The organism is Methanolinea mesophila (assembly GCF_017873855.1).
GTDB classification, from domain to species: domain Archaea; phylum Halobacteriota; class Methanomicrobia; order Methanomicrobiales; family Methanospirillaceae; genus Methanolinea_B; species Methanolinea_B mesophila.
Map to the genome: position 1 here is coordinate 227080 of NZ_JAGGKR010000002.1, position 22389 is coordinate 249468.

Genomic DNA, 22389 nt, shown 5'->3' on the forward strand with positions numbered 1-22389 from the left:
GCCATAGGTTCTTCATTCCAGTGAGATCGCCTGCATGAAATCAAACCGGTGCATTTATCCTTCACGTATTATATTTAGATTCTAACCAAAAAAATCCCGTTCCGGTGCGGATAAACGATGATTTCAGTCCTGTTCGTTGACGACGACCCGGCGCTCTGCGACCTTGGGAAACTTTACCTTGAAAAAAATGAGAATTTCAGGGTTTATACGGCAGAATCCGCACGGTCCGCGATAAAAAAGATGCGTTCCGCGTCGTACGACGCGATCGTTTCGGATTACCAGATGCCGGAATGCTCGGGGATAGATCTCCTGAAAAGGGTGCGGTCTGAATTTGGCTCTATCCCGTTCATCCTCTTTACCGGGAAGGGTCGCGAAGAGGTGGTGATCGAGGCAATAAATAACGGTGCGGATTTCTATCTCCAGAAGGGAGCTCATGCGAACGCCCTCTATGCCGAGCTTGGGCACAAGATCCAGCAGGCTGTCGGGAAAAGGAGGGCAGAGGCCCTGGTCGCCGCAATCCAGGATCTTACCCTGATAATTGCGTCGACCGCCACACGCAAGGAGGCGCTCTCCCTCTGCCTGGAGGCCGTGATTGACCTCTCGGGACTCGACAGCGGGGCGATATACCTTGTCGACGGACACACCGGAGATCTCGACCTGGTCGCCTCGAGGGGTTTGTCTGAACGGCTCCTCGCCGATTCCTCCCACATCCCGGCATTCTCCCGTCCCACACGGGTTGTGTTCCGGAAAAAACCCGTATACCTTGATTTCTCCATGCTCGATCCGGACCCCGGGAGTGCACAGGAGTCCGAGGGGCTGAAGTGTATGGCGATAATCCCGATCCTGCACGAACGAAGGACGATCGGCTGTTTCAATGTATCGTCGCACACGGCGGAGTCCGTCCTCCCCGAGACCCGGAAGGTCCTCGAGATGATCGTGTCCCAGGTGGGAAACTCGATTGTTCGTATCATCGCAGAGGAGGCGCTGCGTGAGAGCGAGCAGCGGTACCGGAACGTGGTGGAGGACCAGACGGAGTTCATCTGCCGGTTCCTGCCCGACGGGACGCACGTCTTCGTCAACGAGGCGTATTGCAGGTGTTTCGGCAAGAGTCGTGAGGAGGTGATAGGTCACCGGTTCATCCCCGGGATACCCGCCGGGGAAGGTATGCCGATCCGGGAGCACCTCCGGTCGCTCACGCCTGAAAATCCGGTCGGGACGATATCGCACCGGGTTATTTTACCCGATGGGACGGTGCAGTGGCAGCGGTGGTCGGACCGGGCCATCTTCGACGGGGACGGGAGGGTCGTGGAGTACCAGTCGGTAGGACGGGACATCACGGCGCAGAAACAGGTCGAAGAAGCGTTGCGTGAGAGCGAGCAGCGGTACCGGAACGTGGTGGAGGACCAGACGGAGTTCATCTGCCGGTTCCTGCCCGACGGGACGCACGTCTTCGTCAACGAGGCGTATTGCAGGTGTTTCGGCAAGAGTCGTGAGGAGGTGATAGGTCACCGGTTCATCCCCGGGATACCCGCCGGGGAAGGTATGCCGATCCGGGAGCACCTCCGGTCGCTCACACCGGAAAATCCGGTTGCGGCGATATCGCACCGGGTTATTTTACCCGACGGGACGGTGCAGTGGCAGCGATGGTCGGACCGGGCCATCTTCGACGGGGACGGGAAGGTCGTGGAGTACCAGTCGGTAGGACGGGACATCACGGCCCAGAAACAGGTCGAAGAGGCGCTTCGAAATTCCGAGATGATCCAGCGGGAGATTATCAGTCACCTGCCTGACCCGACCCTGGTGATCGACCGGGACGGGGTGGTGATCGCCTGGAACCGGGCGCTCGAAATCCTGACCGGCACCCGGGCGGAGGACCTCATCGGGAGGGGAAACCATGCCCATTCCGTCCCATTCTATGGTGAACGTCGTCCGATCCTCATCGATCTCGTCCTACACGAAGATGAGGAAATCCTGGGGAAGTACCAGCAGATCCTCCGGGAAGGGCAGACGTACATGGCCGAGACGATCTTCGCCAGGCCCCAGGGAAAGACCGCGATCCTCTGGGGTAAGGCATCCCCCCTGTTGAATAACGACGGGCAGGTGATCGGCGCTATTGAGTCGATCCGCGATATTACCGAGAGGAAGAGGGAAGAGGAGAGGATCGGGGCCATCGGCCATAAATTATCCCTTCTCTCAGATATCACCCGGCACGACATCCTCAACCAGGTCCAGGTCCTGAAAGCATATCTCGAACTCGCGGGCGCATCGTTCGACGACCCCGCAGACCTCGCGGAATATCTTGACGCCGGCAAGAAGACCGCGATAACGATCGAGAGCCAGATCGCCCTCACCAGGGAATTCCAGAACCTGGGGAGAAACACGCCGGGATGGCTTCGCGTGTCCGGGGCGGTGGAGGAGGCCCGGTCGAAGGTCGCGTCCATGGGCATCCCCATCGCGATGACCGGCGACGACTACGAGATCTATGCCGATCCACTCTTCGAAAAAGTGATCTTCAACCTGTTTGACAATTCCGTGAAGCACGGGGGGGCGGGTCTGACGAAGATCCTTGTCTCCTCACATCCGTTGAACGGGGATCTCGTACTCGTGTGCGAAGACGACGGCGAGGGTATACCTGAAAAAGAGAAAAAACATATTTTCGAGAAGGGTTTTGGCAGGCACAACGGTCTCGGGCTTTTCCTCTCCCGGGAGATCCTGAACATCGCCGGGATGTCGATCCGGGAGACCGGTGTCCCGGGAAAGGGTGCCCGGTTCGAGATCGAGGTGCCTGCAGGAATGTACCGGAAACCGGGCGACGAATGAATCCTTTCTCTCAGTGCATTTCAGTATCCCCGGGATCGGAACGCGGGGAGGTCCCGGCGAGAACATCCCGGATCTCTCCCAGAACTATAAGGATACAGGAAAATCCGGTGAAGAATGCGAGTCCGAACGCGACCAAAGCGCCAACCAGGCCCGTGGCCCCTCCGAGGAGTAATGCAACTATCCCGAGGACAATGAATACCGCGATCCAGGTGATTCCTGCCCTTACGTCAAACATGTCGCATCTCCGGGGGATCCGGGATCCTCGCCCTTAAAAATATATCTATTATATATAATATAAATTATTATATCGAATTTATCATATAGCACGGACAATTGCGATGTATTCCCGGCGGTCCCTTCATCAATGTGCCGCGGGAATTACTCTGTTCGTGTTTCGTGCGCGGGATTATACCTCGCCGATAACGATAATTCTCCATTCGGCGCCGTGCAACCCGGCGGTCGTCCAGAACGCCTCCTTTTCCACCACCGCCCCAAAGCCGGTAGCATAAAAAGAGTAGGTGGCGTATCCTGATCGGTTCGCTGCATATTCCCTGGCGAATGTTAGTACGCCGGGGTATTCCGCGTAGAGGGTCTCGTTGAATGTCTCTTTTCCGACCTCCTGCGGGTCGGGATCATAGAGGATCCGGCCGCCGGGCTGTGCTACCATGAAGGAATACGGGGTCCCTGCAGTCGCATGCTCAGCAATCGGCGCGAAAAGTTCGTAGGGTGAGAACGTGGTACTGACCGCTCCGATACACCGTCCATCGGCGGAAAATACCGGGTACTCGATCGCCACCGCCTCTCCGCCCTGGGCGAGGGGGAAGAGATCGCTCATCAGGGGTTTTTGGGTCCCGAGCACCTTTCGCACGACATCCTGGTCTCCGATATTCTGCCCGACGAGCACCTTTGCGTCCCAGGGTTCTGCTGCCGCAACGGTCCCGTCCGGGGTTATCGTAATTACGGTCAGCACTGCCGGATCCGACATTGCCGCCGCAGCAAGCACGGCCTCTGCACCAGGGCCGGAAAGACCGGTCTTCCCCAGGGCTGTCGCGGCACGGGAGGTCGCCAGGTCGATCCCGGACAGGGCCTGCATGGTCTCCCCGGTCACGTTGTCGAGAAGCAGGACCATCGCCACCTGGTGAGTCGTTGCCACCGGGCTGTTCGCTCCAGGCGTCGTCGGGGGCGCCTCCGGAACCTTTGACTCCTGCAGGCAGCCCGCACCGGCGAGAACGACAAGCAGTGTCATGAACAGAAAGGCCGCCCGGATATTCATACAACTCCGTCACAGTCCGGTATGTTGTTCTTTACGATCTGCAACGGGAAATTGCCGTACTCCCGGGCATCCGGAACAGGAGTATACGCCTGAAGACCAAAGGTGATAACGTGGGGGGCCCTACGGGAAAGAAGGAAGTGTACAGACACTCCGGGAACCTGCGATGAAACGAACATGCGATGTGTGCGGGAAAGAGGCGATCGGAATACAATGCCTGGGCTGCTGTGCGAGCACGGTCTGCGCAGAGCATGCGGAGCAGATGCTCGCCGGGTTGAAACCCGGAGAGAAGAAGGAATGGGGCGTCTGCTATTACTACCGGTTCGAGGATGAAACCGGAACAGACTGAAGAGAATATCACACGATCTGCAGGAAGTAGGGGCACCCCCGGCTTTTCTATCGGACCTTGAGTACAGGCAGGCTCTTGGCCCGAATGCGTCCGGAGTGTCGATCCGTGAAAAAGCAACGTGGAATCGCGGCCGAATGAGGTACATGCGGTGCCGGATACATTCACTCCACCTTAATTGCTTCGGCATCATACGGAGGAGTACAGGGATACTTCATGGAGACCGCTGCCACGCTGAAACACCTTGCAGAATCGCTCGGAGCTGACTACTTCGGTGTCGCCGACCTCGGATCCGCCCGTGAATTCGTCCTGGCACAGGGCGGGCAGGAAATTGCGGACTACCCTGTAGCGATCTCCATCGGGATCGTCCTTCTCGATACGCTCGTCGATCTCCTTCCCACCCGGGAGAAGGACGGGGGAGGAGTCCTCTACCGGCACCACGCGTACGACGTGGTGAATACAGCCCTCGACCTGATAGCATTGCAGGTTGCGAATACTCTCCAGCGATCGGGATACCGTGCACTGCCGGTAGGAGCGTCCAAGAGGACCGACGATGCGAAGATCTGCGGGCCGGTCTCTCACAAGCTCGCTGCCCGCCTTGCCGGCCTCGGTTGGATCGGAAGGAGTTGTCTCCTGATTACACCCGAACACGGCCCCAGAGTGCGATGGGTGTCGGTGCTTACCGATGCGCCCCTCGCGCCGACCGGCAGGGCGATTGAGGGCCGGTGCGGGGAGTGCCGGGAATGCGTCAACGCCTGCCCCGCCCGGGCATTCACCGGGATACCGTTCGATGAACGCGAACCCAGGGAATCCAGGTACGATGCCAGGGCCTGCGAACGGTATTTCAAGGAAGAGGAGATCCGGACCGGGTCGGCGGTGTGCGGGATGTGCCTCTTTGTATGCCCTTTCGGGCGAAGAATGAAGAGATGAGATACGCGATAACCCCGGTCCTGCTGCCTCCTTTTAGACGATTCAGGGGCCCGTATTCCAGCGAGACCCTCTCATCAACTATCAGGGCCTAATTCATCATGGGCCCGGGTCCCGGGGGGATTGGGGGGCGTCCGGAGGACATTCGTCACAACGGATCACCCGCGAACCATCCGGGAGGACGGTGGTATGGAACAGGATATTTTTTCCGGTACCATTCCCGCACCTGACGGTGAGTGGACCGTTCCGGACGTCTCCGGGTCTCGGGTGTCCTGTCACCATAGACATAAATTCCTCGCGGGATACAGGATCCCGGAAGGCTTTTTCGCACCATGCACCCAGGTTCGGGATATCCTCCCGGGAATACCCGAGTATCTCCGTGAAGCGGCGGTTCACCAGCCTGATCTTTCCTGCCTGGTCGGTCATGAACAACGCATGATCGGAGAGCGTGATCAAATCCTCGAATCTCTTCTCGCTTCGTGAAAGCCGTTCTTCGGTCATTCGCCGTGAAAAGGCAATCGAGACCTGTCGCAGGAAGGACTCGATCGCCTGCCTGTTTTCCAGGACTTCATCGGGAGAGAGGCAGATCCCGACCACTCCGAAGAGCTGATTCTGCCAGGTCAGCCCTATCAGCGCCATCTTCCCTATCCCATACCGGCGAAGAAACCTGTCACAGACATCCTTTGGGAAGATATGGGCACAGGCATCGTAGAAAGAGACCGTTTCGTCTTCGAAAAAAGGACGGAACCGCAACTCGCGAAACTCTTTCATCGTCGACGGGCTTTCGAAGAAGGGCGCCCGGGAGAAAAAATTATGCAGGTCAATCGTAATCCCGATGAGGTCTTTTCCTTCGTTTATGGTAGTTGCGTCCTGACGGAATTCCTGACTGACTATTGCGCGCATTACAAATACTCCCCGCGTTTCGTCGAACGATTCGATAAAACACCTGGGATGTTCCGGCAGGAGTTCGGTTATCCGTTCCTCGATATATTCGAATATATCGGTGTCGGGGGAGATATCGACCAGTTCCATCGCGGTTCTTGCGAGAAACTCCATATTTTTCAGGTGCCGGTTTTTCTCGGTGATATCTTCAAGAATTATGGTAAGTCCGGTTTCACCCGCTTCAAAAGTCGTCGGGATTACTTCCATCCTGTAGAATAATTCCTGCCTGCCCGTCGTGGAGTGAATCTCGGTGACAATTTGTTCTTTCCCGACCGACCCGAGGATTGCGACAGCCTCGGGTGTCGACACGACGGGCAGGTTCAGGTCGAGGAGGTTTCTCCCGATCAGTTCCTCCTTGGCATATCCCGCGAGGGAGAGGTACTTGTCGTTTGCCTGGACGATGTTGAGCTCGCGGTCGACGATCAGGATGTCATTCCTCGTAAAACAGAGAAATGCAGAGAGCGGAACCCGGTGGGCGAGCGAGTAGACACGGGCCGACCCGATCGTTCGGACCTCGACCTTCCCCTCGGCCCGGAGCACATCGAGATATTTCGCAACCGAGTTCCGGTCTCTCCCGGTCTTCTTCGCGATATCCGTGATGGAAAGCCCCCGGGGGCTGAACTTGAGGGCTTTCAGCAAGGCCGCAGATGTCTCTTCCCCCGGATCCATATATGGATTATATTATATTACGGACTATAGTGTTTGCCTTTATTCACGAGGTTCATCGCAGTCAGGGTTCATGATCAGGTGAGTTATACGACTTATTCCGTGAAAACAGGACGTTTCCGTTTTCTCCCGAATGCAGGGCGAAATAATCCTCTCTACGCAGGTACACCGGATGGAAGAACGCAGTCCGGTTAATACCCTAGGGGATTACATCGCACGAAAGAACCGTCGTTCCGTCGGCGAGGATAACCGGTTTCAGGACAACGTGGAGCTCGGCCCCCTGGCGAGATCGGAAAGGGTAGATCCCGGGAGGCGGCGGTTCATTCCCGGGATGGTGTAAGAAGGAGATCGCTGCTCCACCGACCCCCGGGTCGGTGAACACCTTCCGGCATAGATCTTCCAGGGTCGGAAGATCCACGAGAGTGTATCCGGAAAACTCGGTGAATGCCGGGTTGATCAGTGAGATCCTGCCTTCGGGCCCGATGATCGCCGTCGGGCGATCTGCCTGGAGGATCAGTTCCCTGAAGTTCTCCTCGCTCTGCGAGAGCCGTTCCTCGGTCATCCTTCTTGAGATGGCGATAGAAGCCTGGCGCACGAAAGATTCGACTGCCATGGGATCGTTGAGCTCATGTCCGGGAGGGAGAAAGATTCCCGCCACCCCGAAGAGGTGGTCCTTCCAGGTAATACTGATCCCGATCACTTTCCCGATGTTGAACCGTCCGACGATCTCATGGCATACCTCTTTCGGGATCTGCCTGAAGCAAAGGTCGTAGAAGGACCAGTCCTCCGGGCTTCTCCCCTGGCCGAAATTATGCTCCTGCATCAGGAATACCGTGCTGACCGTGTCATGATGGGGGGCGCCGGAGAGATCGTCGACCCGGAAGGACATTCCCACCACGTCCCGCCCGATCATCCGGTACAGCCCTTCGCGGAAGGCCGGACAAAAAATCGCTCTCATTACGAACATCCGGTTCTCCTGATCATAGGAGTCCACGAAACCATTCGCGCCGGGCAGGAGTTCGGAGATACGGTCCGCGATATACTGGTAAATATCCGCCTCCGGTGACATATCGACCAGTTCCATCGCGGTCCGGGCCAGGAACTCCATGTTCTTCTGGCTCGATTTTTGTTCGGTGATGTCCTCAAACACGAGCGTGAACCCGGTCTCACCGGCCTCGAAGGTGGTGGGGATCACCTCCATCCTGAAGAACGACTCGTCCGACCCGACAAGGGAACGGATATCCCCGGTGACCTGTTCTTTCCCCGTCGCCCCGATGATCTTCAACGCCTCCGGTGTAGACACGACGGGCAGGTTCAGGTCGAGGATGTTCCTCCCGATCAATTCGTCCTTGGTAAAGCCCGCCATGGCGAGATACTTGTCGTTTGCCTGGACGATGTTCAGGCCGCGGTCGACGATCAGGATGTTATTCCTCGTAAAACAGAGAAACGCAGAAAGCGGGACGCGCTGGGAGAGCGAGTATACCCTGGCCGACCCGATCGTCCTGACCTCGATCTTGCCCTCGGCCCTGAGCACTTCGAGAAGTTTCGCCACCGAGTTCCGGTCCTTTCCGGTCTTCTTCGCGATATCTGTGATGGAAAGCCCCCTTGGGCTGAACTTGAGGGCTTTCAGTATGGCTGCAGACGTTTCTCCCCCCGTTTCCATAGCTTGAATTTTATGGGGTGTAATAAAAACCTTGCTTTTTATAATTTTTCGGCAATCGTTTCAGTCCATGAAATTCCGGGAAGGACGCCGAAAAAGGTTACCTTCCGTCGAACCGTGCGATGAACCCGGTCTTTGATTCCCGCTCGAATCCTGCATGTTCGTAGAAGGGGATCGCATCCTTCCTGCCGGAGAGCAGCATGACTTTATAGCACCCCTGTTGCCGGGCGATGTCCAGGCCCCTCTGCAACAACCTGGTCCCAATCCCCCTCCTCCGGTACTCCGGGCGGGTGACGACGTTCTCTATCAGGGCATACGGAGTCGCATCCCGGGTCAGGTTCAAAACGATCACCAGCACGCAGGACGCGACGATGGTTCCGTCGACCTCGGCCACGAGGTAGTGCTGACCCGGGTCTGCCATGATCCGGTCCCATATCCCGGTAATACGTGTATCGGGGTGTAATTCGGGATCATCGGGGTTCAGGTACCGGTAGAGCGACAGGAGTTCTCCAAGTTCCTGTTGTTTTATCTCGCGGATCTTTTCGGTCATCTCCCTTCAAGGTTATGCTATGCCGCCAGATTTGGTAATGATATCTGAAGACCTGTGCCTCCCTTTTCCCGGATGAACAAACCGTCGATCCCTCGTTCCGGCCGCGAATTCAAAAAATACAGGTGGTGATCCCGGATGCACACGAACCGTCCGGGCCTCGGGTACACGCTCGTGATCCGGGGGGAAAAGGTTCCGGCACCCTGAGACCCAAAAACTATTAATCTGTTCTCTTCTACCATTGACCACATGGTTACGAAGGCAGACTTTACCGCCGATGAATGGCACCTGCTGGTTGCGCTCCCCTATGCGGTTTCGACCGCGATCATTGCATCAGCCCCGAACGTCATGGGGGTCTGGAGCGAGGTGAAAGCAACGATAGAGGCCCCGCAGGCTCTTGCGCCCGCGTCCGGCAGCGTCCTTGCGGGGCTGGTCAATGCCGATGCCCAGCCGAAACAGAAGGAGTTGATCCAGGAGGAGCAGCATATCTGGAGGAAGGACATGGCCGGGTACAGGACGAAAGTCGTTGCCGAATGTAAATCTGTCGCCAATGCCCTCTCAAAGGTCCCTGCCGAAGAAGCCGTGGCCTATAAAAAATGGGTCATCGCCGTCGGCCAAAAGGTTGCCGAGGCTTCGAAGGAGCACGGTGTGGCGGTCAGCGACCCTGAAAAGGAGGCCCTTTCAGAGATATCGGCTGCACTGGGGTTAACGTAGATCTATTTTACGTCGTAACCGGCAGGAGTGGATGAAGTCGCCTCCCTTTCAGGGATACACTGAAGTGCTGCTCCGCTGCCGGGAAAATGCCCGCAACAGGTAAATGTCACTTCCTCCCATTTTCATGCACGTGACTCTGGAGCAGAACATTTCCTCATTATTCCGGATGGACGAAGAGGCATGGGCAAGGCATACGAACCCGTGGAGTGTATGGACCCGGAACACGGTGTTGCCGCTCCTGATACTCGCGATCTGGAGCCGGGTCTGGCTGGGGTGGTGGGCACTTATCCCGGTCGCCGGGGCGCTGCTCTGGACCTGGATCAACCCGAGACTCTTCTCAAAACCGGAATCGACCGAAAACTGGGCGTCGCGAGCGGTGCTCGGCGAAAGGGTCTGGGCAAAGAGGGATACGGACCCCGTACCGGAATATCACCGAAGAGTGCCGAATATACTCTCCGCGGTCTCGGGGATTGGGTTTGTGTTCGTTATCTGGGGTATCTGCGCACTCGAGATATGGCCGACACTCTTTGGTGCAGCGGTAGTGTACCTCGGGAAGATGTGGTTCCTGGACCGGATGGTATGGCTGTACCTCGATGTGAAAGGTGCAGGAGGACCCGTCTCCCGGGACGTTCCCTGACCTTACAACCCCATTTTTCCCGGCAGGTCCCTGGCCCATGCCGCGATGGCTTCCCAGTCGCGGAAATCGCCGACCATGGATTTCTCCGCCCCGACCATCTTCCTCATGAAAAACCCGAACTTCTCGGGATCGACAACGCCGGCGAAGAGGGCTGTTGATGCGGGCTGTTGTGGTGCGACCGACGCCGAGGGCAGCCTCGTCTCGTCGTCGATCTGTTTCTGATCGTGAGAGACCGGGGCGGTCCCGACCGCGAAAACTGCCACCGGTTTTGCCGCAAGTCTCTCGCGAAACCTCTTTACGAACTTCCCGATCCCGATCATCTTACCCATGTAGACCGGCGCCCCAAGCACAATCCCGTCGTATTTCTCGAGCGCCATCACCTCTTTCATCTCCTTCACGGTGACTTCGTGACCAAGGGATTGAAGTTCTTTTCCGATCGCCCCGGCAATCTCCGCCGTTGAGCCCTTTTTCGTCGCGTATGCGACCAGGATTCTCGCCGTCATGGATCTTCCCCGATGCAGTCTCGACAGGATGCGGGATAAATCTACGCCAGGGAGGAGTATGTGGAAAAATTCCCGGGGCCTTCATAGTCTTTGAAGATATCCGGCCGTGATGCGTGACGTGAAAAATATTATTTTGGATTGGAATAGGTGATCCTAATCTCGGCGACGTCCCGCAGGAAGTTGATCTTCAGGACCTCGTAATCGTGGACGATGAGACCTGTCCTCTCGGTGAGGTCCCGGAGCATCTCCTCGCGGTTCTCCCGCTTTATCAGGTCGATCTTCTCGTACTTCACATTCATCTGGAAGTGTTCACGGTTGAATCCCCAGGCCCGGTCGAGTATCCAGATGGTCAGGATGATGATGACGTCGACTATCAGCAGCCGGTCGTATTCTCCCAACCCCCAGAGCACCGAGTTCAGGATGGGCAATGCCGCCATCACGAAGAGATACGTCATCTCCCGGATCGGGACTGTTTCTGTCCGGTAGCGGAGGATGGAGAACAGCGCGAAAAGGCCGAATCCCGTCCCGATGGAAAGTTCGATGCTGGTAAACAGCCCCATTATGAAATAGATGACCGTGTTGAAGGCGAGAAAGGTAAAGACGTAGTTATTGCTCCGGCCGCGGGTGTAGTACACGAGCCGGACGATGATGAAGGCAGATACGAAGTTGAATGCGAATCCGAACCCTGCCAGGAACAGTGACATCGGGTCGCTTAACATGACACCCCTCCTGCCGGGGCGAACCTTGAAAGGGAGAGCAGTGTCGGTTTGAACCGGTTATGCTTCAGGCGGTCATAGAGGAGCGATGCTCCGATACAGTACTTCGAAAACCCCTGTTTCCTGATACCCATGTCGTGCAGTTCCGAGAGTGCCGGGGAGTTCCTCGTTCCCTTCTCAAATTTTACCTCGCATATGACAAGGTCAGGATACGAGATTGTTCTCCGGCCGTCCCAGAAGGACACGCCGGTATCGAACGTGATGCGTTCGGGCGAGGTCTTCGAAACCAGGGTGAACCGGTCGTACTCGGTGAGGAGAACCGGGCGGAATTCCCTGCAGTCATAGGGAAACGCAGATTTCAGGAAATCCAGGTGTTCGGGCAGGAATCCTGATACCGGCCAGCCGGTCCTGATACGGGTCTTTTCTGTGGAGCCCCTGTTGCTCTTCTTCTTCACTTCCAGATAAGTGTCCCCGGACGATTCGTAATGGCGGAACCGGAGCTTGTACCGGTTTCCTTTCCCGTTGTGGTGCTGGATATACGTGACAAACGATGCGTTATCGAAATACAGGGTCTCATATCTGCTGACCCTCGTGTCCTGGACCTCCAGGACCCTGTAGGATCCTCGTATCCTGCGAAGCAGCGCACCGCATTGTGAAACGGACATCAGGTGCTTGCGTTCCATCCTGGTCAGGAGGAGCGCTCTGGTCGCGTCGAGCTCCCCGAGGGAGATGCGTTCGAATTCCCCGAGGCAGTCCTGGATCTGCAGAGCCGGTGTGAATCCGGGGTCAGAGACCAGTCGTTCATTGACGGGCCGGTTACCGGTGTGTGCGACTACTTCCTGCAAGGTATCCGACCTCCTGTGACCTCACTGGTCGCCTGCCCGGACCCTTCCGCGGGTAACCCTGCCGGCCAGGAGACTGGGCGGCAGTCCATGGGATGTCCGGGGGAAGACTTGGATCCCCGTGTTCTCCCTGGCGAAGGGGTCGTCTTCATGAATCCATACCTGAGTGAACCGGACCATGCTCGGGCCGGGACTCTTTGTGACAAACCAGGTACAATCACATGATTCACCCGGATTGTTTCCCTCTCGCCATCCCTGCAGTTCACAGCGGTATCCCCGCGGCAGAGAGCAGGAACGGGAGGGATAAGGGCGGGGGATGCCGGAATACAAAACGGCCCCCGTTGATTCCCGGGTGGTCTCTTCACTGCGACGGCGTGCATATGCCGATATGATTTAACATTATGTTAAATATACTTTACTATTAGTTTTAGTATTTTTACATATTTGGGGGTTTCGAGGCACAATAGGAACTCAATATATGCGAGAGTAGACAACTGGTGAACAGAATCCTGTTTGTGGAACAGGACGAGGTGAACGATGCTGTTTATCGCACTGGTAAAATTCTCGAAAAAACTTACGAAGGACGTCGTCGAGCAGAACCTGAAGGACATCGAGGAGGATACGAAGGGTCAGATCACCTACCGGGGGATTTACTGGACGCTTGGGAAATACGATACCGTGGTACTCTTCGAGGCCCCGGACGAGAAAGCGGCGATCAACATGGTACTCAAACGGGCCGACCGGATGAAGATCGACACGCTCGTAGCAGTCCCGGCGGACGGGTCGAGCCCGGCCGGACCGGTGTGACCGTTCACTGATTTTTTCACCGCGTTTATTCCTTTTTTAAGCCTTTCACCAGGTTTCTCATCTGTATCGTAACGGGCCGCGAGGACAAACGCCACCTTCGCGCCGAAGAGGACCCCGCAGTCGACAAGGGGTGAGAAGACCGGGTCAGACCTTCCGGTTTTAAGCATAATAGTACGTAAGAAAGGTAGAGTATATTCCCGCGATTATGAATGCGAGGGCCACCCCCCGCTGGATCCAGAACTCGACATTCGTGAGTTTCTTCATGACCGTCCCCACACGGGACGCGCTCGTAGCGAGCAGCACCGAGAACGCGATAACAGGCAGGGCGGTCGCGATCGCGAATGCAGTCGGGACCAGGAGGGCGTCACCGGTGCTCAGTGCGAGCGGGATGAGCATGCCAAAGAACAGCACCGCGCTGAACGGGCAGAAACTCAGTGAAAACAGCAGCCCGAGAAGAAACGCCCCGGGGATCCCCCGCGATGAGAACCGGGCGGCGACCCTGCTCATCATGCCCTCTCCCGAACGCTTCCGTACAATGACCGGGAAGGGAATGATGTCCAGCATGAGGATCCCGATGACGATGAGCAGCGGTCCCAGGAGAAGTTCCCCGTACTTCTGCAGGAAAAGGGCGATGCCCTGGATATTCAGCCCGAACAGCACGATGACCGCGGCGATGGCCACGTAACCGGCAACCCTCCCGAGGCTATAGAGGAGCCCTGCGAGAATGGTGCGCCGGGGGTCGCCGATGTTCTTCGACACGTAGGCGATCGCCACTATGTTGGTTCCCAGCGGACAGGGACTGATTGCCATCATCAGCCCTATGAAGAACGCCGCAACGAGGGGAATGCCACTCGTTCCCATGGTCTCCATGAAATTCATGAAGTCCATTTCAGGAGAAGTCCCCGTGTTGTCTCTTGGCGATAATCCCGCTTAGATAGCCGATATAATCGTCTTTATTCCCGATTTTGTACCAGACCCGGGTATCCTCTTCTTTATGAAATCCGTTTTCATCGTAGACGCCGATCCAGAGCGACGGACCGGTGGGGCCGTATCGCTCGACCAGGTCCCGGTTCCCGGGCAATTCGATATTGATGTGCCCGAACACGATCTTCCCGGATTCCAGTTCTCCTGCAAACCTGGTCTTTACGGTCTCTTCGGCATAGGCCCCCACGGTGGTGCAGCTATAACACTGCTGGGTCCGGTGGAAGTGATAGACTTCTACCCGGTCCGCCCGAACGGGAAGGTCGGAGCCTGACCCTCCGGAAGATTCGATAGAGGAAACATTCAAGCCCGGATTCGGGCCGATATCACTGCCGGGGGCATCCGATACGCACCCTGCGATGAAGAGTGTCGCGACCACCAGGGCAACCATGACGCAGAGGACCGGGAGGGTCTTCCCGGAGAGTGTCGCAAACACCCCGGGTCGTTTTCTTTCCGGATTCATTTTGTTCATTTCATGAGACTCTCCAGGTATCGTGCACCGGTATCGGTAAGCCGGTAGATAATCCAGTTCTTCTCCGGTCTCCCCTCGATGAGACCGGTTTCTTTCAGGATATTCAGGTGATATGACAGTTTTGAGTCTGCAATTCCGACACACTGCTTGATGACACACACGCAGAGGGGCTGGACCCGGAGAAGGAGGAGGATCTTCAGGCGCACGGGGTCGGAGAGGGCATGGAACATCCCGGTCAGGAATTTCAACCGGTCCTCCGGGAGGACCTGGGAACATAATCCTTCCACCCCGCCGATCTGGTCCAGCTCTGCCCGGACTTCTTCGGGAATGTCTACCCGGATCGCACAGGATTCACAGCCCTTCGGTGCAGATTTGCGTGCAGGCATTTGTTTCAAAATAATATGAAATAGAAAGACTGATATAGTTACCGCCACCACGTTTCAATAAAAATTGAAACAGAAATCAGGGGTATGGATTGCATGAAAAGATTGCGCATCGTGTTTATCGGCGGCGGCAGGGTCGTCCGCATCATCCTCGGGGGATGGGACAAGACAGGACTTCTCTCTCAAATGGATGTAGCCGTCTGTGACACCTCGGAGGAGACGCTTCGCACGCTCGTTGCGAAGTACCCGCAAATCAGCCCGTTACCGCCAGGCGGCTCGTCCGTCGCACGGGCGGATATTGTTGTGCTCGCGGTGCATCCGCCCGCCGTGGGAGAAGTGCTCGCTTCGCTGGGGACGCATCTCAGGGAAGACGCGATCGTGGTCTCGCTCGTCCCGAAGATCACCACGAGGCACATTTCCGGGACCCTCGGAGGGTTTTCCCGTATCGCGAGGGTCATCCCCAATGCCCCCTCGATAATCGGAACGGGGTACAACCCGGTCAGCTTCTCCCCGGGACTCCCGGACGAGGGCAGGGCCCGGCTCCGGGCGCTCTTCGCCCCGCTCGGCGGGTTTCCCGAAGTACCGGAACAAGATCTGGAAGCGTACGCGGTGATCACCGCAATGGGACCGACCTATCTCTGGTTCCAGCTCTACGAACTGGAGAAGGTCGCCGGCTCCTTCGGGCTCGCCCCGGAGAAGGCCGCCGAGGCGGTGGAAAAGATGGCTGCCGGTGCGATCGCGGCGATGACCTCCCCCGGCCTCTCTCCGGAGGAGGTCATGGACCTTGTCCCTGTCCGGCCTCTCGCGGAGGACGAGCCGGCGATCACCGGGATGTACCGGAAGCGTCTTCCGGGACTCTACCAGAAACTCAAAGGATAATCACGACACGGTGTACGTCATGAAGAAGAAGATCCTTTTTATCTGCACCCACAACAAGGCCCGCTCCCAGATGGCCGAAGGGTACCTCAGGGCCCGGTACGGAGACCGGTACGAACCGTTCTCCGGGGGGACCGAGCCCGGCCCGCTGGACCCGATGGCGGTCGAGGTGATGAAGGAGATCGGTATAGACATTTCGGGACAGAAGTCGAAAAATTTGAGCGAGTTCAACGGCGTGGAGATGGACGTCGCCGTGGCAGTCTGTGATTCCGCCCGTGCCGCGTGCCCGTTCTTCCCCTGGGCGAACGAGAACATCCACGCGGAGTTTCCCGACCCCACAGGAACGAAAGGCACCCCGGAGGAGCGCGTCGCGGCATTCCGCGAGGTCAGGGACCGGATCACCTCCTGGATAGACGGGTACTTCGGCGACGCAGGAAAGATGAAATGAGCGACGGGAACCCGCACGTCACCCTCCTTACCTGTTCGGGGGTCTCCAACACGGGGAAACTCAGTTCCCAGGCGGCGCAGGCGCTGCTCATGAGAAGGCCGGGGCGGGTTACCTGGGTCCGGGCGGCACGGCCTCCCGAGGAGCTCGCGGCGGAGGCCACCGAAGCGGAACATCTGATCATCCTCAACGGGTGCGGTGATTGCTGCGCTACGAAGAAACTCCGTGCGGCAGGTGTCTCGGAAGGCACGGAGGTTATCATCACCGATCTGGGGATTGAGAAAAACGGCATGGCAGAGGTCAGCTATGCTGAGATCGAGGTCGTGGTGAGCGGTCTGCTGGAGACTATGGGCCGGGGGCGGCCGTAAGAAATGAACGCTGTGCAACAGTCAGGAACGGGTCCCGAACGGCGCTTCCGGGGGGGTTGACCTTCGTGGAGGCGACCCGGCGGCTCTCGCTCCTGGACCGGTACCTCACTCTGTGGATATTCCTCGCAATGGCCGTCGGGGTGGCCATCGGCTACTTCGCCCCGGCGGTGACCGGGGTCATCACCGGGCTCTCGATAGGAACGACCTCGATCCCGATCGCACTCGGGCTCATCCTCATGATGTATCCCCCGCTCGCGAAGGTCCGGTACGAGGAACTCGGCAATGTTTTCCGGGACAGGAAGGTCCTCGGGCTTTCCCTGTTCCTGAACTGGGTCGTCGGGCCGGTCCTGATGTTTCTTCTCGCGGTGCTCTTCCTCCGGGACCAGCCCATGCTCATGTACGGCCTGATCCTGGTCGGAATCGCCCGCTGCATCGCGATGGTCATCGTCTGGAACGACCTCGCCGGCGGGCACTGCGAATATTGTGCGGCGATCGTGGGGCTCAACTCGATCTTCCAGGTCTTCTTCTACGCGGTCTACGCATGGTTCTTCATCACCTATCTCCCGGTAGTTCTCGGGATCGCATCGGGTGCGGCGGTCCCGGTCGGTATCGCAGAGATTGCGGTGAGCGTCTTCATTTACCTCGGGATCCCCTTTATCGCGGGGGTGGTCACCCGCTTCGTGCTCATCCGGAGGAGGTCGAAACAATGGTACGAGCAGACGTTCATCCCGAAAATCTCGCCTATCACCCTGATTGCCCTGCTCTTCACCATCATTGTGATGTTCTCCCTCAAGGGAGAGTACATCATCGCGCTGCCGTTCGATGTGGTACGGGTGGCGATACCTCTCGCATTCTACTTCCTGATCATGTTCTTTGCAAGTTTCTGGCTCGCGTGGAAGATGAAGATCGATTATCCGCGGTCGGCGACCCTCTCGTTCACTGCGGCATCGAATAATTTCGAGCTCGCCATCGCCGTTGCGATCGCGGTCTTCGGGATCGGTTCAATGGTGGCGTTTGCTACGGTCATCGGCCCCCTTATCGAAGTCCCGGTACTGATCAGCCTGGTCGACGTCGCGCTCTACCTTAAGAAACGCTGGTTCCCTGAGTCAGGAGAATCCTGTCCGACATCCTGCCAGGAATAACCAGCTTGTAGTTCTCCGGGATCCCTGCCTGAGCAATCAGGCGATCCCAAGACCTGGTTTTACGCCATCCGGGTTTTTGGGAAGAACCTGTGCATTCAACCAGCAAATCGTAAACACAACGCTTATCGCGAGTGGATTTCAACCTGAAACTACCGGATTTCTGCAGAGTAACCTGAATACCTGCGCCTGACACCGGAGTCATGCTGTCGCGGGTGAAACTGCCGGATAACGTCTGGGATCCCGGGGAGGCATTCGAAGGTGGAACCGCGACAGTCGTGAAATAATGCCGTTATCGAGGCAGGTCACCTTCCCATAATCCCCGTAGACCGCGGACAGCTCGCGCTCGTGTTCCAGAACCTTATCTCCAACGCCATCAAATTCCGGGAGGACGCAGTGCCGGTCGTGACCATCGACGGCACCCGCGGAGAGGGGGAATGGATCTTTTCGGTCCGCGACAACGGGATCGGGATCGACCCGGAATACCAAGGGAGGATCTTCGAGATCTTCCAGCGGTTGCATCCGGGGAGTGAATATCCCGGTACCGGTATCGGACTTGCCATCTGCAAGCGGATCAGAGAACGACACGGCGGCAGTATCTGGGTGGAATCAGAACCCGGAGACGGGAGCACCTTCTTCTTCACGATCCCCGACAGGAACTGAGAAAAGAACGGGGGTCATCTGCCGGGTGTCCGCTTACGATATTCCGAATTAAGCGGAAAGGCATTTTTCGATGATATCATTTCCCGGTGATGTTTCCCGGGGATTGACTGCTGCCACTTCCAGAGGATCCCATTTTTTGCAATGCCGCTTCTTCCATTCTCCCGCGATATCGCGTATCGGAAGCGATAAACGTGAAATTTCTCCTGGAAGAAGACAGGGCATGTCCAAATCCTGTTTGGTGATAAATTATTCAGGGTAATGAGCATCGTTACTCGAATCGTCAGTCCTGAAACCAGCGCGAGGAAAAGTGTCTGGAGAATGTAAGAAAATGTGAAAAGAGCCTATGGCGAGATTTGAACTCGCGGCTTCCTCCTTACCAAGGAGGCACACTGCCGGGCTGTGTCACATAGGCACAAGTGCACCACTACAGTTAGAGGTATTCGGTTTAAAAGATTACGGAAACAGCCCGGGAAATTTTGTCCTCCCTGAGCGAAACAGGGGATAGCCTTATAAGCCCGCGGGCGGTCCCGCGCTCAGACGCGGGAGAGCCGGTCGAGCGCACTGATGCTCATCCGGACCCCCTCCAGGGTATCGACCTCGATCACCGGGATGATCTTTTCCCGTTCCACGGCCTTCATGACCGGAAGGAAATCGATCGTCCCCGCCCCGACGGGCATATGGGTGTCTTCCTTCCCGTCGTTGTCGTGGAGGTGGATATGGCGGATAGGGTACTCCAGGAATGCCGGGAGGCAGTGGTTGAGGTGTGCGTGGCCGACATCGAGGGCAAACCCGGTGCCGTCGAGCAGGGGCATCTCATCGGGAGTCTTTAGGAAGAAATAGTTCCAGTTCCCCATGTTTTCAAGGAAGAACTGTATCCCGAGGTCGTCGGCCATCCGGGTGAGGTCGTGGATGGACCTCTTCAGCTGAAGTTCGGCCCGCGGCCGCTCCTCTTCCCAGGCGAAATAACCGGGATGGACGATGACCGACGCACCCACGTCGGCTGCGACCTCGAAGCACTGCCCGGTCACCTCGACGCTCGCCCTCCGGATCGGTTCGAGCAGGCTCGCGATGTTCACACCCCGTGAAGGGGCATGGAGGGTATAATGGAGGGAATGGGAGGCCAGGGGAGAGGAGTCCTCGAGGAAGTGGAGCCCCTCGTCCATGATCTCCACGTACCGGGTTATCTTTCCCAGTTCATGGAGGGCGGCGGAGAGGGGCTGGTTATGGAGACAGAAGGTGGAGACCCCGAACATAAGCGATCGTGGGGACGTGCAGGGAAAAATATTGTGATCCGGGATGATCCGATCGGGAAATAAAGCGACTGCCGGGAGCCTGCCTCAGGGTCCGGAACATCCAATGCATAATCGGATTTTTCTCTTTCGCCGTGAGAAATCCTGCGGGTCCGGAGTGACCGTCCGTTCGAGTACCGGTCTTCTCCCTGAAGTGACGGCGTATGTGAAACGATAGTGACAGAATAACCCGAAAAATGGATTATTCTCTCTTCAGGTGCACGTCCATCTGGGGGAACGGGACCTCGATTCCTTCCTCAGCGAACCGTTGCGCGATTCGAACATTGATCGCGTCCTGTACCTCCCAGGTGAGGGAGAAATCATTGGACCAGAGCACGAGCTGGAAGTTAAGGCTGGAAGCCCCGAACTCCAGGAAATATACCAGCGGTGCCGGGTCGGTGAGAATATACGGGATCTTCTCCGCCTGCTCGCGTGCGATCTCAAGCAGGATCTCCTTTACCCGGATCACATCGGTCCCGTATGCGACCCCGATGGGGATGCGGACCTTCATCTTCGAGTCGGGCTGGGCATAGTTGACCACGTAACTGTCCAGCATCTTCTTGTTGGGGACGATGACGATCTGGTTGTCGAGGGTCTTGATCCGGGTGCTCCGGGTCCCGACACAGGTCACGTCCCCGAAATACTCGTCGATCTTGACCCGGTCGTTCACCTTGAACGGCTTATCCATCGCGATGACCGCACCACCCATGAAGTTGGCGAAGATATCCTGGGCGGCGAACGCGATCGCGAGGGTGATGATCCCGGCACCGGCGAGCAGGGGGGTGATGTCGATCTCGAGCACGCTCAGGATCAGCAGGAACACGATGAACCAGACGATGTATTTCGCGGCAATCTCCGCGAATGCCACCATCCGGTCGTCGATATCGCTCTCGGTCAGGGAGGTGAGGCGGTGCCCGTAGGCCACGAGGGCATTGTGGAGAAATGTGGCCACGATCCATCCGCCGAGTATGATCCAGACGACATTCAGGTACTTGCTGTCGAGCACGAACTGCCATGACGGTGGCAGGTCCGCCACCTGGAGGGCAAAGTATACCGTGACCACGATTATCGCGATTACTACCGGGGTCCCGAACGCCGCCACTATGATGTCGTCCAGGACATTCTCGGTCTCTTCGGCTTTTTTCCTCAGCCATCGGACGATGCCGTACACGATGAACGCGGTCACGAGGCCGACGATGAAGACCACCAGGGCGGCCAGGTCCCCGGAAAGGCCGAATACCGTAGTGGTTGCCATATCACTATAATTATCATTGAACCGGGTTAATAATAACTTCATAAATGGCAGTAGGAAAGGAGATCGCCCGAAAGATTCATGATCTCGTTGACAGGGACATGACCTTCATGCATATCTGCGGGACCCACGAGGCCGCCATCGCCCGGCACGGGATCCGCAGCGTGCTCCCCGAACAGCTGAAGATCGTGATGGGTCCCGGATGCCCGGTCTGCATCACCCCCCAGGGGGAGATCGATGCCGCCCTCGAACTGGTAGACCGTGACTGCATCGTCGCGACCTACGGCGACCTGCTCAGGGTTCCGGGAAGCAGGGGTTCCCTCGAGTCGAGCGGCGGGGACGTCCGGGTCGTCCAGGGCGTGCACAAGGCGGTGGACATCGCCCGTTCCACGGAGAAAGAGGTAGTCTTCGTCTCGGTGGGGTTTGAAACCACCGCTCCCACCGTCGCGGCGACCCTCCTCACCAGGCCGCCGGACAACTTTTCCATTCTCTCCTGCCACCGGCTGGTCCCCCCGGCGATGAAGTGGCTCCTCGAACAGGGCGAGGCCTCCCTGCACGGGTTCATGCTCCCCGGACACGTCTGCACCGTGACCGGGTACGCGGACTACGAGCAGTTCCCGGTCCCCCAGGTGGTTGCCGGTTTCGAACCGGACGATATCCTCCTTGGGCTCCTGATGCTGGTGCAGCAGGTCCGGGAAGGCGCCCACCGGATCGATAACGCCTATCCCCGGGCGGTCTGCCGGGAAGGAAACCGGAAAGCGATGGACCTTATGTACCAGGTCTTCGAACCGAGCGACGTTGAGTGGCGGGGCTTCCCGGTCATACCAGGATCAGGGTTGAAACTCCGGCCCGAGTTTTCAATGTACGACGCCCAGATCAAGTTCGGTATCGAGTTTAAACACGTCGACAAGCATACCGCATGCATCTGCGACAAGGTGCTCAGGGGCATCGCCCAGCCCGACGACTGCAAGCTCTTCGGGAAGGTCTGCACCCCCAGGACGCCGGTCGGGCCCTGCATGGTGAGCCACGAGGGCGCCTGCAAGATCTGGCACACCTACCAGCTGAAAAAGGCGTGAAGCCGGGTCAATTTTTTTCTCATTCCCGATCGTTTGCCTCGTCGGCGG

At 57.5% G+C, this 22389-nt stretch carries 25 protein-coding genes and 1 tRNA gene; 12 read left to right on the top strand and 14 right to left on the bottom strand.

The features are described 5' to 3' along the window. Positions 1-117: 117 nt before the first annotated feature. On the top strand, positions 118-2820 hold the full coding sequence (locus J2741_RS12550) for a PAS domain S-box protein (RefSeq protein ID WP_209676194.1): 2703 nt from the start codon (positions 118-120) through the stop codon (positions 2818-2820). Between the two features lie 10 nt (positions 2821-2830). Here the strand turns inward: J2741_RS12550 and J2741_RS12555 are convergent, their stop codons facing one another. Further along, on the bottom strand, positions 2831-3055 hold the full coding sequence (locus J2741_RS12555) for a hypothetical protein (RefSeq protein ID WP_209676195.1): 225 nt from the start codon (positions 3053-3055) through the stop codon (positions 2831-2833). A 171-nt stretch (positions 3056-3226) separates the two neighbouring features. Next, a complete protein-coding gene (locus J2741_RS12560) occupies positions 3227-4093 on the bottom strand; it encodes a cache domain-containing protein (protein ID WP_209676197.1) in 867 nt (288 codons plus the stop codon). A gap of 163 nt (positions 4094-4256) precedes the next feature. Here J2741_RS12560 and J2741_RS12565 point away from each other — a divergent pair, with 163 nt between their 5' ends. Next, a complete protein-coding gene (locus J2741_RS12565; RefSeq protein ID WP_209676200.1) occupies positions 4257-4439 on the top strand; it encodes a hypothetical protein in 183 nt (60 codons plus the stop codon). Between the two features lie 213 nt (positions 4440-4652). Continuing rightward, positions 4653-5366 (top strand): 4Fe-4S double cluster binding domain-containing protein, encoded by a 714-nt coding sequence (locus J2741_RS12570; RefSeq protein WP_209676203.1) that lies wholly within the window; start codon positions 4653-4655, stop codon positions 5364-5366. Positions 5367-5462: 96 nt separating this feature from the next. Here J2741_RS12570 and J2741_RS12575 read toward each other — a convergent pair whose 3' ends face one another. The 3 genes from J2741_RS12575 to J2741_RS12585 all read right to left on the bottom strand — a co-directional run bounded on the left by J2741_RS12575 (position 5463) and on the right by J2741_RS12585 (position 9181). Then, positions 5463-6974, bottom strand: a complete 1512-nt coding sequence (locus J2741_RS12575) for a PAS domain S-box protein (protein WP_209676206.1) — start codon at positions 6972-6974, stop codon at positions 5463-5465. 196 nt (positions 6975-7170) lie between these two features. Beyond that, positions 7171-8634: a PAS domain S-box protein gene (locus J2741_RS12580; protein ID WP_209676208.1), complete on the bottom strand. Its 1464-nt coding sequence runs from the start codon at positions 8632-8634 to the stop codon at positions 7171-7173. A gap of 97 nt (positions 8635-8731) precedes the next feature. Beyond that, on the bottom strand, positions 8732-9181 hold the full coding sequence (locus tag J2741_RS12585; RefSeq protein WP_209676212.1) for a GNAT family N-acetyltransferase: 450 nt from the start codon (positions 9179-9181) through the stop codon (positions 8732-8734). 246 nt (positions 9182-9427) lie between these two features. On the opposite strand from J2741_RS12585, the gene J2741_RS12590 reads away from it, so the two are divergent. Beyond that, positions 9428-9892: a hypothetical protein gene (locus J2741_RS12590; protein ID WP_209676215.1), complete on the top strand. Its 465-nt coding sequence runs from the start codon at positions 9428-9430 to the stop codon at positions 9890-9892. Between the two features lie 124 nt (positions 9893-10016). After that, positions 10017-10529 (top strand): DUF6653 family protein, encoded by a 513-nt coding sequence (locus tag J2741_RS12595; RefSeq protein WP_342452278.1) that lies wholly within the window; start codon positions 10017-10019, stop codon positions 10527-10529. A gap of 2 nt (positions 10530-10531) precedes the next feature. Here the strand turns inward: J2741_RS12595 and J2741_RS12600 are convergent, their stop codons facing one another. The 3 genes from J2741_RS12600 to J2741_RS12610 form a co-directional block, all read right to left on the bottom strand. Then, complete coding sequence (locus J2741_RS12600; RefSeq protein WP_209676221.1) at positions 10532-11032, bottom strand: flavodoxin domain-containing protein; 501 nt, start codon at positions 11030-11032, stop codon at positions 10532-10534. A 128-nt stretch (positions 11033-11160) separates the two neighbouring features. Beyond that, positions 11161-11751, bottom strand: a complete 591-nt coding sequence (locus J2741_RS12605; protein ID WP_209676226.1) for a DUF4956 domain-containing protein — start codon at positions 11749-11751, stop codon at positions 11161-11163. Then, on the bottom strand, positions 11745-12593 hold the full coding sequence (locus J2741_RS12610; protein WP_209676229.1) for a polyphosphate polymerase domain-containing protein: 849 nt from the start codon (positions 12591-12593) through the stop codon (positions 11745-11747). Before J2741_RS12610 ends, J2741_RS12605 begins: the two co-directional genes overlap by 7 nt. Before the next feature lie 534 nt (positions 12594-13127). Here J2741_RS12610 and J2741_RS12615 point away from each other — a divergent pair. Continuing rightward, positions 13128-13397 (top strand): GYD domain-containing protein, encoded by a 270-nt coding sequence (locus J2741_RS12615; protein ID WP_209676232.1) that lies wholly within the window; start codon positions 13128-13130, stop codon positions 13395-13397. Between the two features lie 159 nt (positions 13398-13556). Here J2741_RS12615 and J2741_RS12620 read toward each other — a convergent pair whose 3' ends face one another. Genes J2741_RS12620 through J2741_RS12630 form a run of 3 tightly spaced genes read right to left on the bottom strand, consistent with a single transcriptional unit; the run spans position 13557 to position 15236 of the window. After that, on the bottom strand, positions 13557-14285 hold the full coding sequence (locus J2741_RS12620; RefSeq protein WP_209676235.1) for an aromatic aminobenezylarsenical efflux permease ArsG family transporter: 729 nt from the start codon (positions 14283-14285) through the stop codon (positions 13557-13559). A 1-nt stretch (position 14286) separates the two neighbouring features. After that, complete coding sequence (locus tag J2741_RS12625) at positions 14287-14841, bottom strand: nitrophenyl compound nitroreductase subunit ArsF family protein (RefSeq protein ID WP_209676238.1); 555 nt, start codon at positions 14839-14841, stop codon at positions 14287-14289. A 5-nt stretch (positions 14842-14846) separates the two neighbouring features. Beyond that, a complete protein-coding gene (locus tag J2741_RS12630) occupies positions 14847-15236 on the bottom strand; it encodes an ArsR/SmtB family transcription factor (protein ID WP_209676241.1) in 390 nt (129 codons plus the stop codon). A 93-nt stretch (positions 15237-15329) separates the two neighbouring features. On the opposite strand from J2741_RS12630, the gene J2741_RS12635 reads away from it, so the two are divergent. The 5 genes from J2741_RS12635 (at position 15330) to J2741_RS12655 (ending at position 18724) form a co-directional block, all read left to right on the top strand. Continuing rightward, positions 15330-16112 (top strand): pyrroline-5-carboxylate reductase family protein, encoded by a 783-nt coding sequence (locus J2741_RS12635; RefSeq protein ID WP_209676244.1) that lies wholly within the window; start codon positions 15330-15332, stop codon positions 16110-16112. A gap of 19 nt (positions 16113-16131) precedes the next feature. After that, positions 16132-16557, top strand: a complete 426-nt coding sequence (locus J2741_RS12640) for an arsenate reductase ArsC (RefSeq protein WP_209676247.1) — start codon at positions 16132-16134, stop codon at positions 16555-16557. Next, entirely contained in the window at positions 16554-16922 is a 369-nt protein-coding gene (locus tag J2741_RS12645; protein ID WP_209676250.1) for a putative zinc-binding protein, read from the top strand. Before J2741_RS12640 ends, J2741_RS12645 begins: the two co-directional genes overlap by 4 nt. 65 nt (positions 16923-16987) lie before the next feature. Then, positions 16988-18064 (top strand): ACR3 family arsenite efflux transporter, encoded by a 1077-nt coding sequence (gene arsB / locus J2741_RS12650; RefSeq protein WP_209676252.1) that lies wholly within the window; start codon positions 16988-16990, stop codon positions 18062-18064. 315 nt (positions 18065-18379) lie between these two features. Continuing rightward, a complete protein-coding gene (locus J2741_RS12655; protein WP_342452281.1) occupies positions 18380-18724 on the top strand; it encodes a sensor histidine kinase in 345 nt (114 codons plus the stop codon). Positions 18725-19062: 338 nt separating this feature from the next. On the opposite strand, the gene J2741_RS12660 is transcribed toward J2741_RS12655, so the two are convergent. The 3 genes from J2741_RS12660 to J2741_RS12670 form a co-directional block, all read right to left on the bottom strand. Beyond that, positions 19063-19136, bottom strand: a tRNA-Thr gene (locus J2741_RS12660). Between the two features lie 121 nt (positions 19137-19257). Continuing rightward, on the bottom strand, positions 19258-19977 hold the full coding sequence (locus J2741_RS12665; RefSeq protein ID WP_209676258.1) for a sugar phosphate isomerase/epimerase family protein: 720 nt from the start codon (positions 19975-19977) through the stop codon (positions 19258-19260). Between the two features lie 238 nt (positions 19978-20215). Further along, a complete protein-coding gene (locus J2741_RS12670) occupies positions 20216-21268 on the bottom strand; it encodes a mechanosensitive ion channel family protein (protein ID WP_209676272.1) in 1053 nt (350 codons plus the stop codon). Positions 21269-21312: 44 nt separating this feature from the next. Here J2741_RS12670 and hypD point away from each other — a divergent pair, with 44 nt between their 5' ends. After that, positions 21313-22341 carry a hydrogenase formation protein HypD gene (gene hypD / locus J2741_RS12675; RefSeq protein WP_209676275.1) on the top strand — a complete coding sequence of 343 codons (1029 nt, stop codon included), beginning with the start codon at positions 21313-21315 and terminating at the stop codon, positions 22339-22341. The last annotated feature ends 48 nt before the right edge of the window (positions 22342-22389 follow it).

Coding starts and splice junctions, on each gene's coding strand:
- J2741_RS12550 (WP_209676194.1), top strand. CDS start 118: ATGATTTCAGTCCTGTTCGTTGACGACGACCCGGCGCTCTGCGACCTT.
- J2741_RS12555 (WP_209676195.1), bottom strand. CDS start 3,055: ATGTTTGACGTAAGGGCAGGAATCACCTGGATCGCGGTATTCATTGTC.
- J2741_RS12560 (WP_209676197.1), bottom strand. CDS start 4,093: ATGAATATCCGGGCGGCCTTTCTGTTCATGACACTGCTTGTCGTTCTC.
- J2741_RS12565 (WP_209676200.1), top strand. CDS start 4,257: ATGAAACGAACATGCGATGTGTGCGGGAAAGAGGCGATCGGAATACAA.
- J2741_RS12570 (WP_209676203.1), top strand. CDS start 4,653: ATGGAGACCGCTGCCACGCTGAAACACCTTGCAGAATCGCTCGGAGCT.
- J2741_RS12575 (WP_209676206.1), bottom strand. CDS start 6,974: ATGGATCCGGGGGAAGAGACATCTGCGGCCTTGCTGAAAGCCCTCAAG.
- J2741_RS12580 (WP_209676208.1), bottom strand. CDS start 8,634: ATGGAAACGGGGGGAGAAACGTCTGCAGCCATACTGAAAGCCCTCAAG.
- J2741_RS12585 (WP_209676212.1), bottom strand. CDS start 9,181: ATGACCGAAAAGATCCGCGAGATAAAACAACAGGAACTTGGAGAACTC.
- J2741_RS12590 (WP_209676215.1), top strand. CDS start 9,428: ATGGTTACGAAGGCAGACTTTACCGCCGATGAATGGCACCTGCTGGTT.
- J2741_RS12595 (WP_342452278.1), top strand. CDS start 10,017: ATGCACGTGACTCTGGAGCAGAACATTTCCTCATTATTCCGGATGGAC.
- J2741_RS12600 (WP_209676221.1), bottom strand. CDS start 11,032: ATGACGGCGAGAATCCTGGTCGCATACGCGACGAAAAAGGGCTCAACG.
- J2741_RS12605 (WP_209676226.1), bottom strand. CDS start 11,751: ATGTTAAGCGACCCGATGTCACTGTTCCTGGCAGGGTTCGGATTCGCA.
- J2741_RS12615 (WP_209676232.1), top strand. CDS start 13,128: ATGCTGTTTATCGCACTGGTAAAATTCTCGAAAAAACTTACGAAGGAC.
- J2741_RS12620 (WP_209676235.1), bottom strand. CDS start 14,285: ATGGACTTCATGAATTTCATGGAGACCATGGGAACGAGTGGCATTCCC.
- J2741_RS12625 (WP_209676238.1), bottom strand. CDS start 14,841: ATGAATCCGGAAAGAAAACGACCCGGGGTGTTTGCGACACTCTCCGGG.
- J2741_RS12630 (WP_209676241.1), bottom strand. CDS start 15,236: ATGCCTGCACGCAAATCTGCACCGAAGGGCTGTGAATCCTGTGCGATC.
- J2741_RS12635 (WP_209676244.1), top strand. CDS start 15,330: ATGAAAAGATTGCGCATCGTGTTTATCGGCGGCGGCAGGGTCGTCCGC.
- J2741_RS12640 (WP_209676247.1), top strand. CDS start 16,132: ATGAAGAAGAAGATCCTTTTTATCTGCACCCACAACAAGGCCCGCTCC.
- J2741_RS12645 (WP_209676250.1), top strand. CDS start 16,554: ATGAGCGACGGGAACCCGCACGTCACCCTCCTTACCTGTTCGGGGGTC.
- J2741_RS12665 (WP_209676258.1), bottom strand. CDS start 19,977: ATGTTCGGGGTCTCCACCTTCTGTCTCCATAACCAGCCCCTCTCCGCC.
- J2741_RS12670 (WP_209676272.1), bottom strand. CDS start 21,268: ATGGCAACCACTACGGTATTCGGCCTTTCCGGGGACCTGGCCGCCCTG.
- hypD (WP_209676275.1), top strand. CDS start 21,313: ATGGCAGTAGGAAAGGAGATCGCCCGAAAGATTCATGATCTCGTTGAC.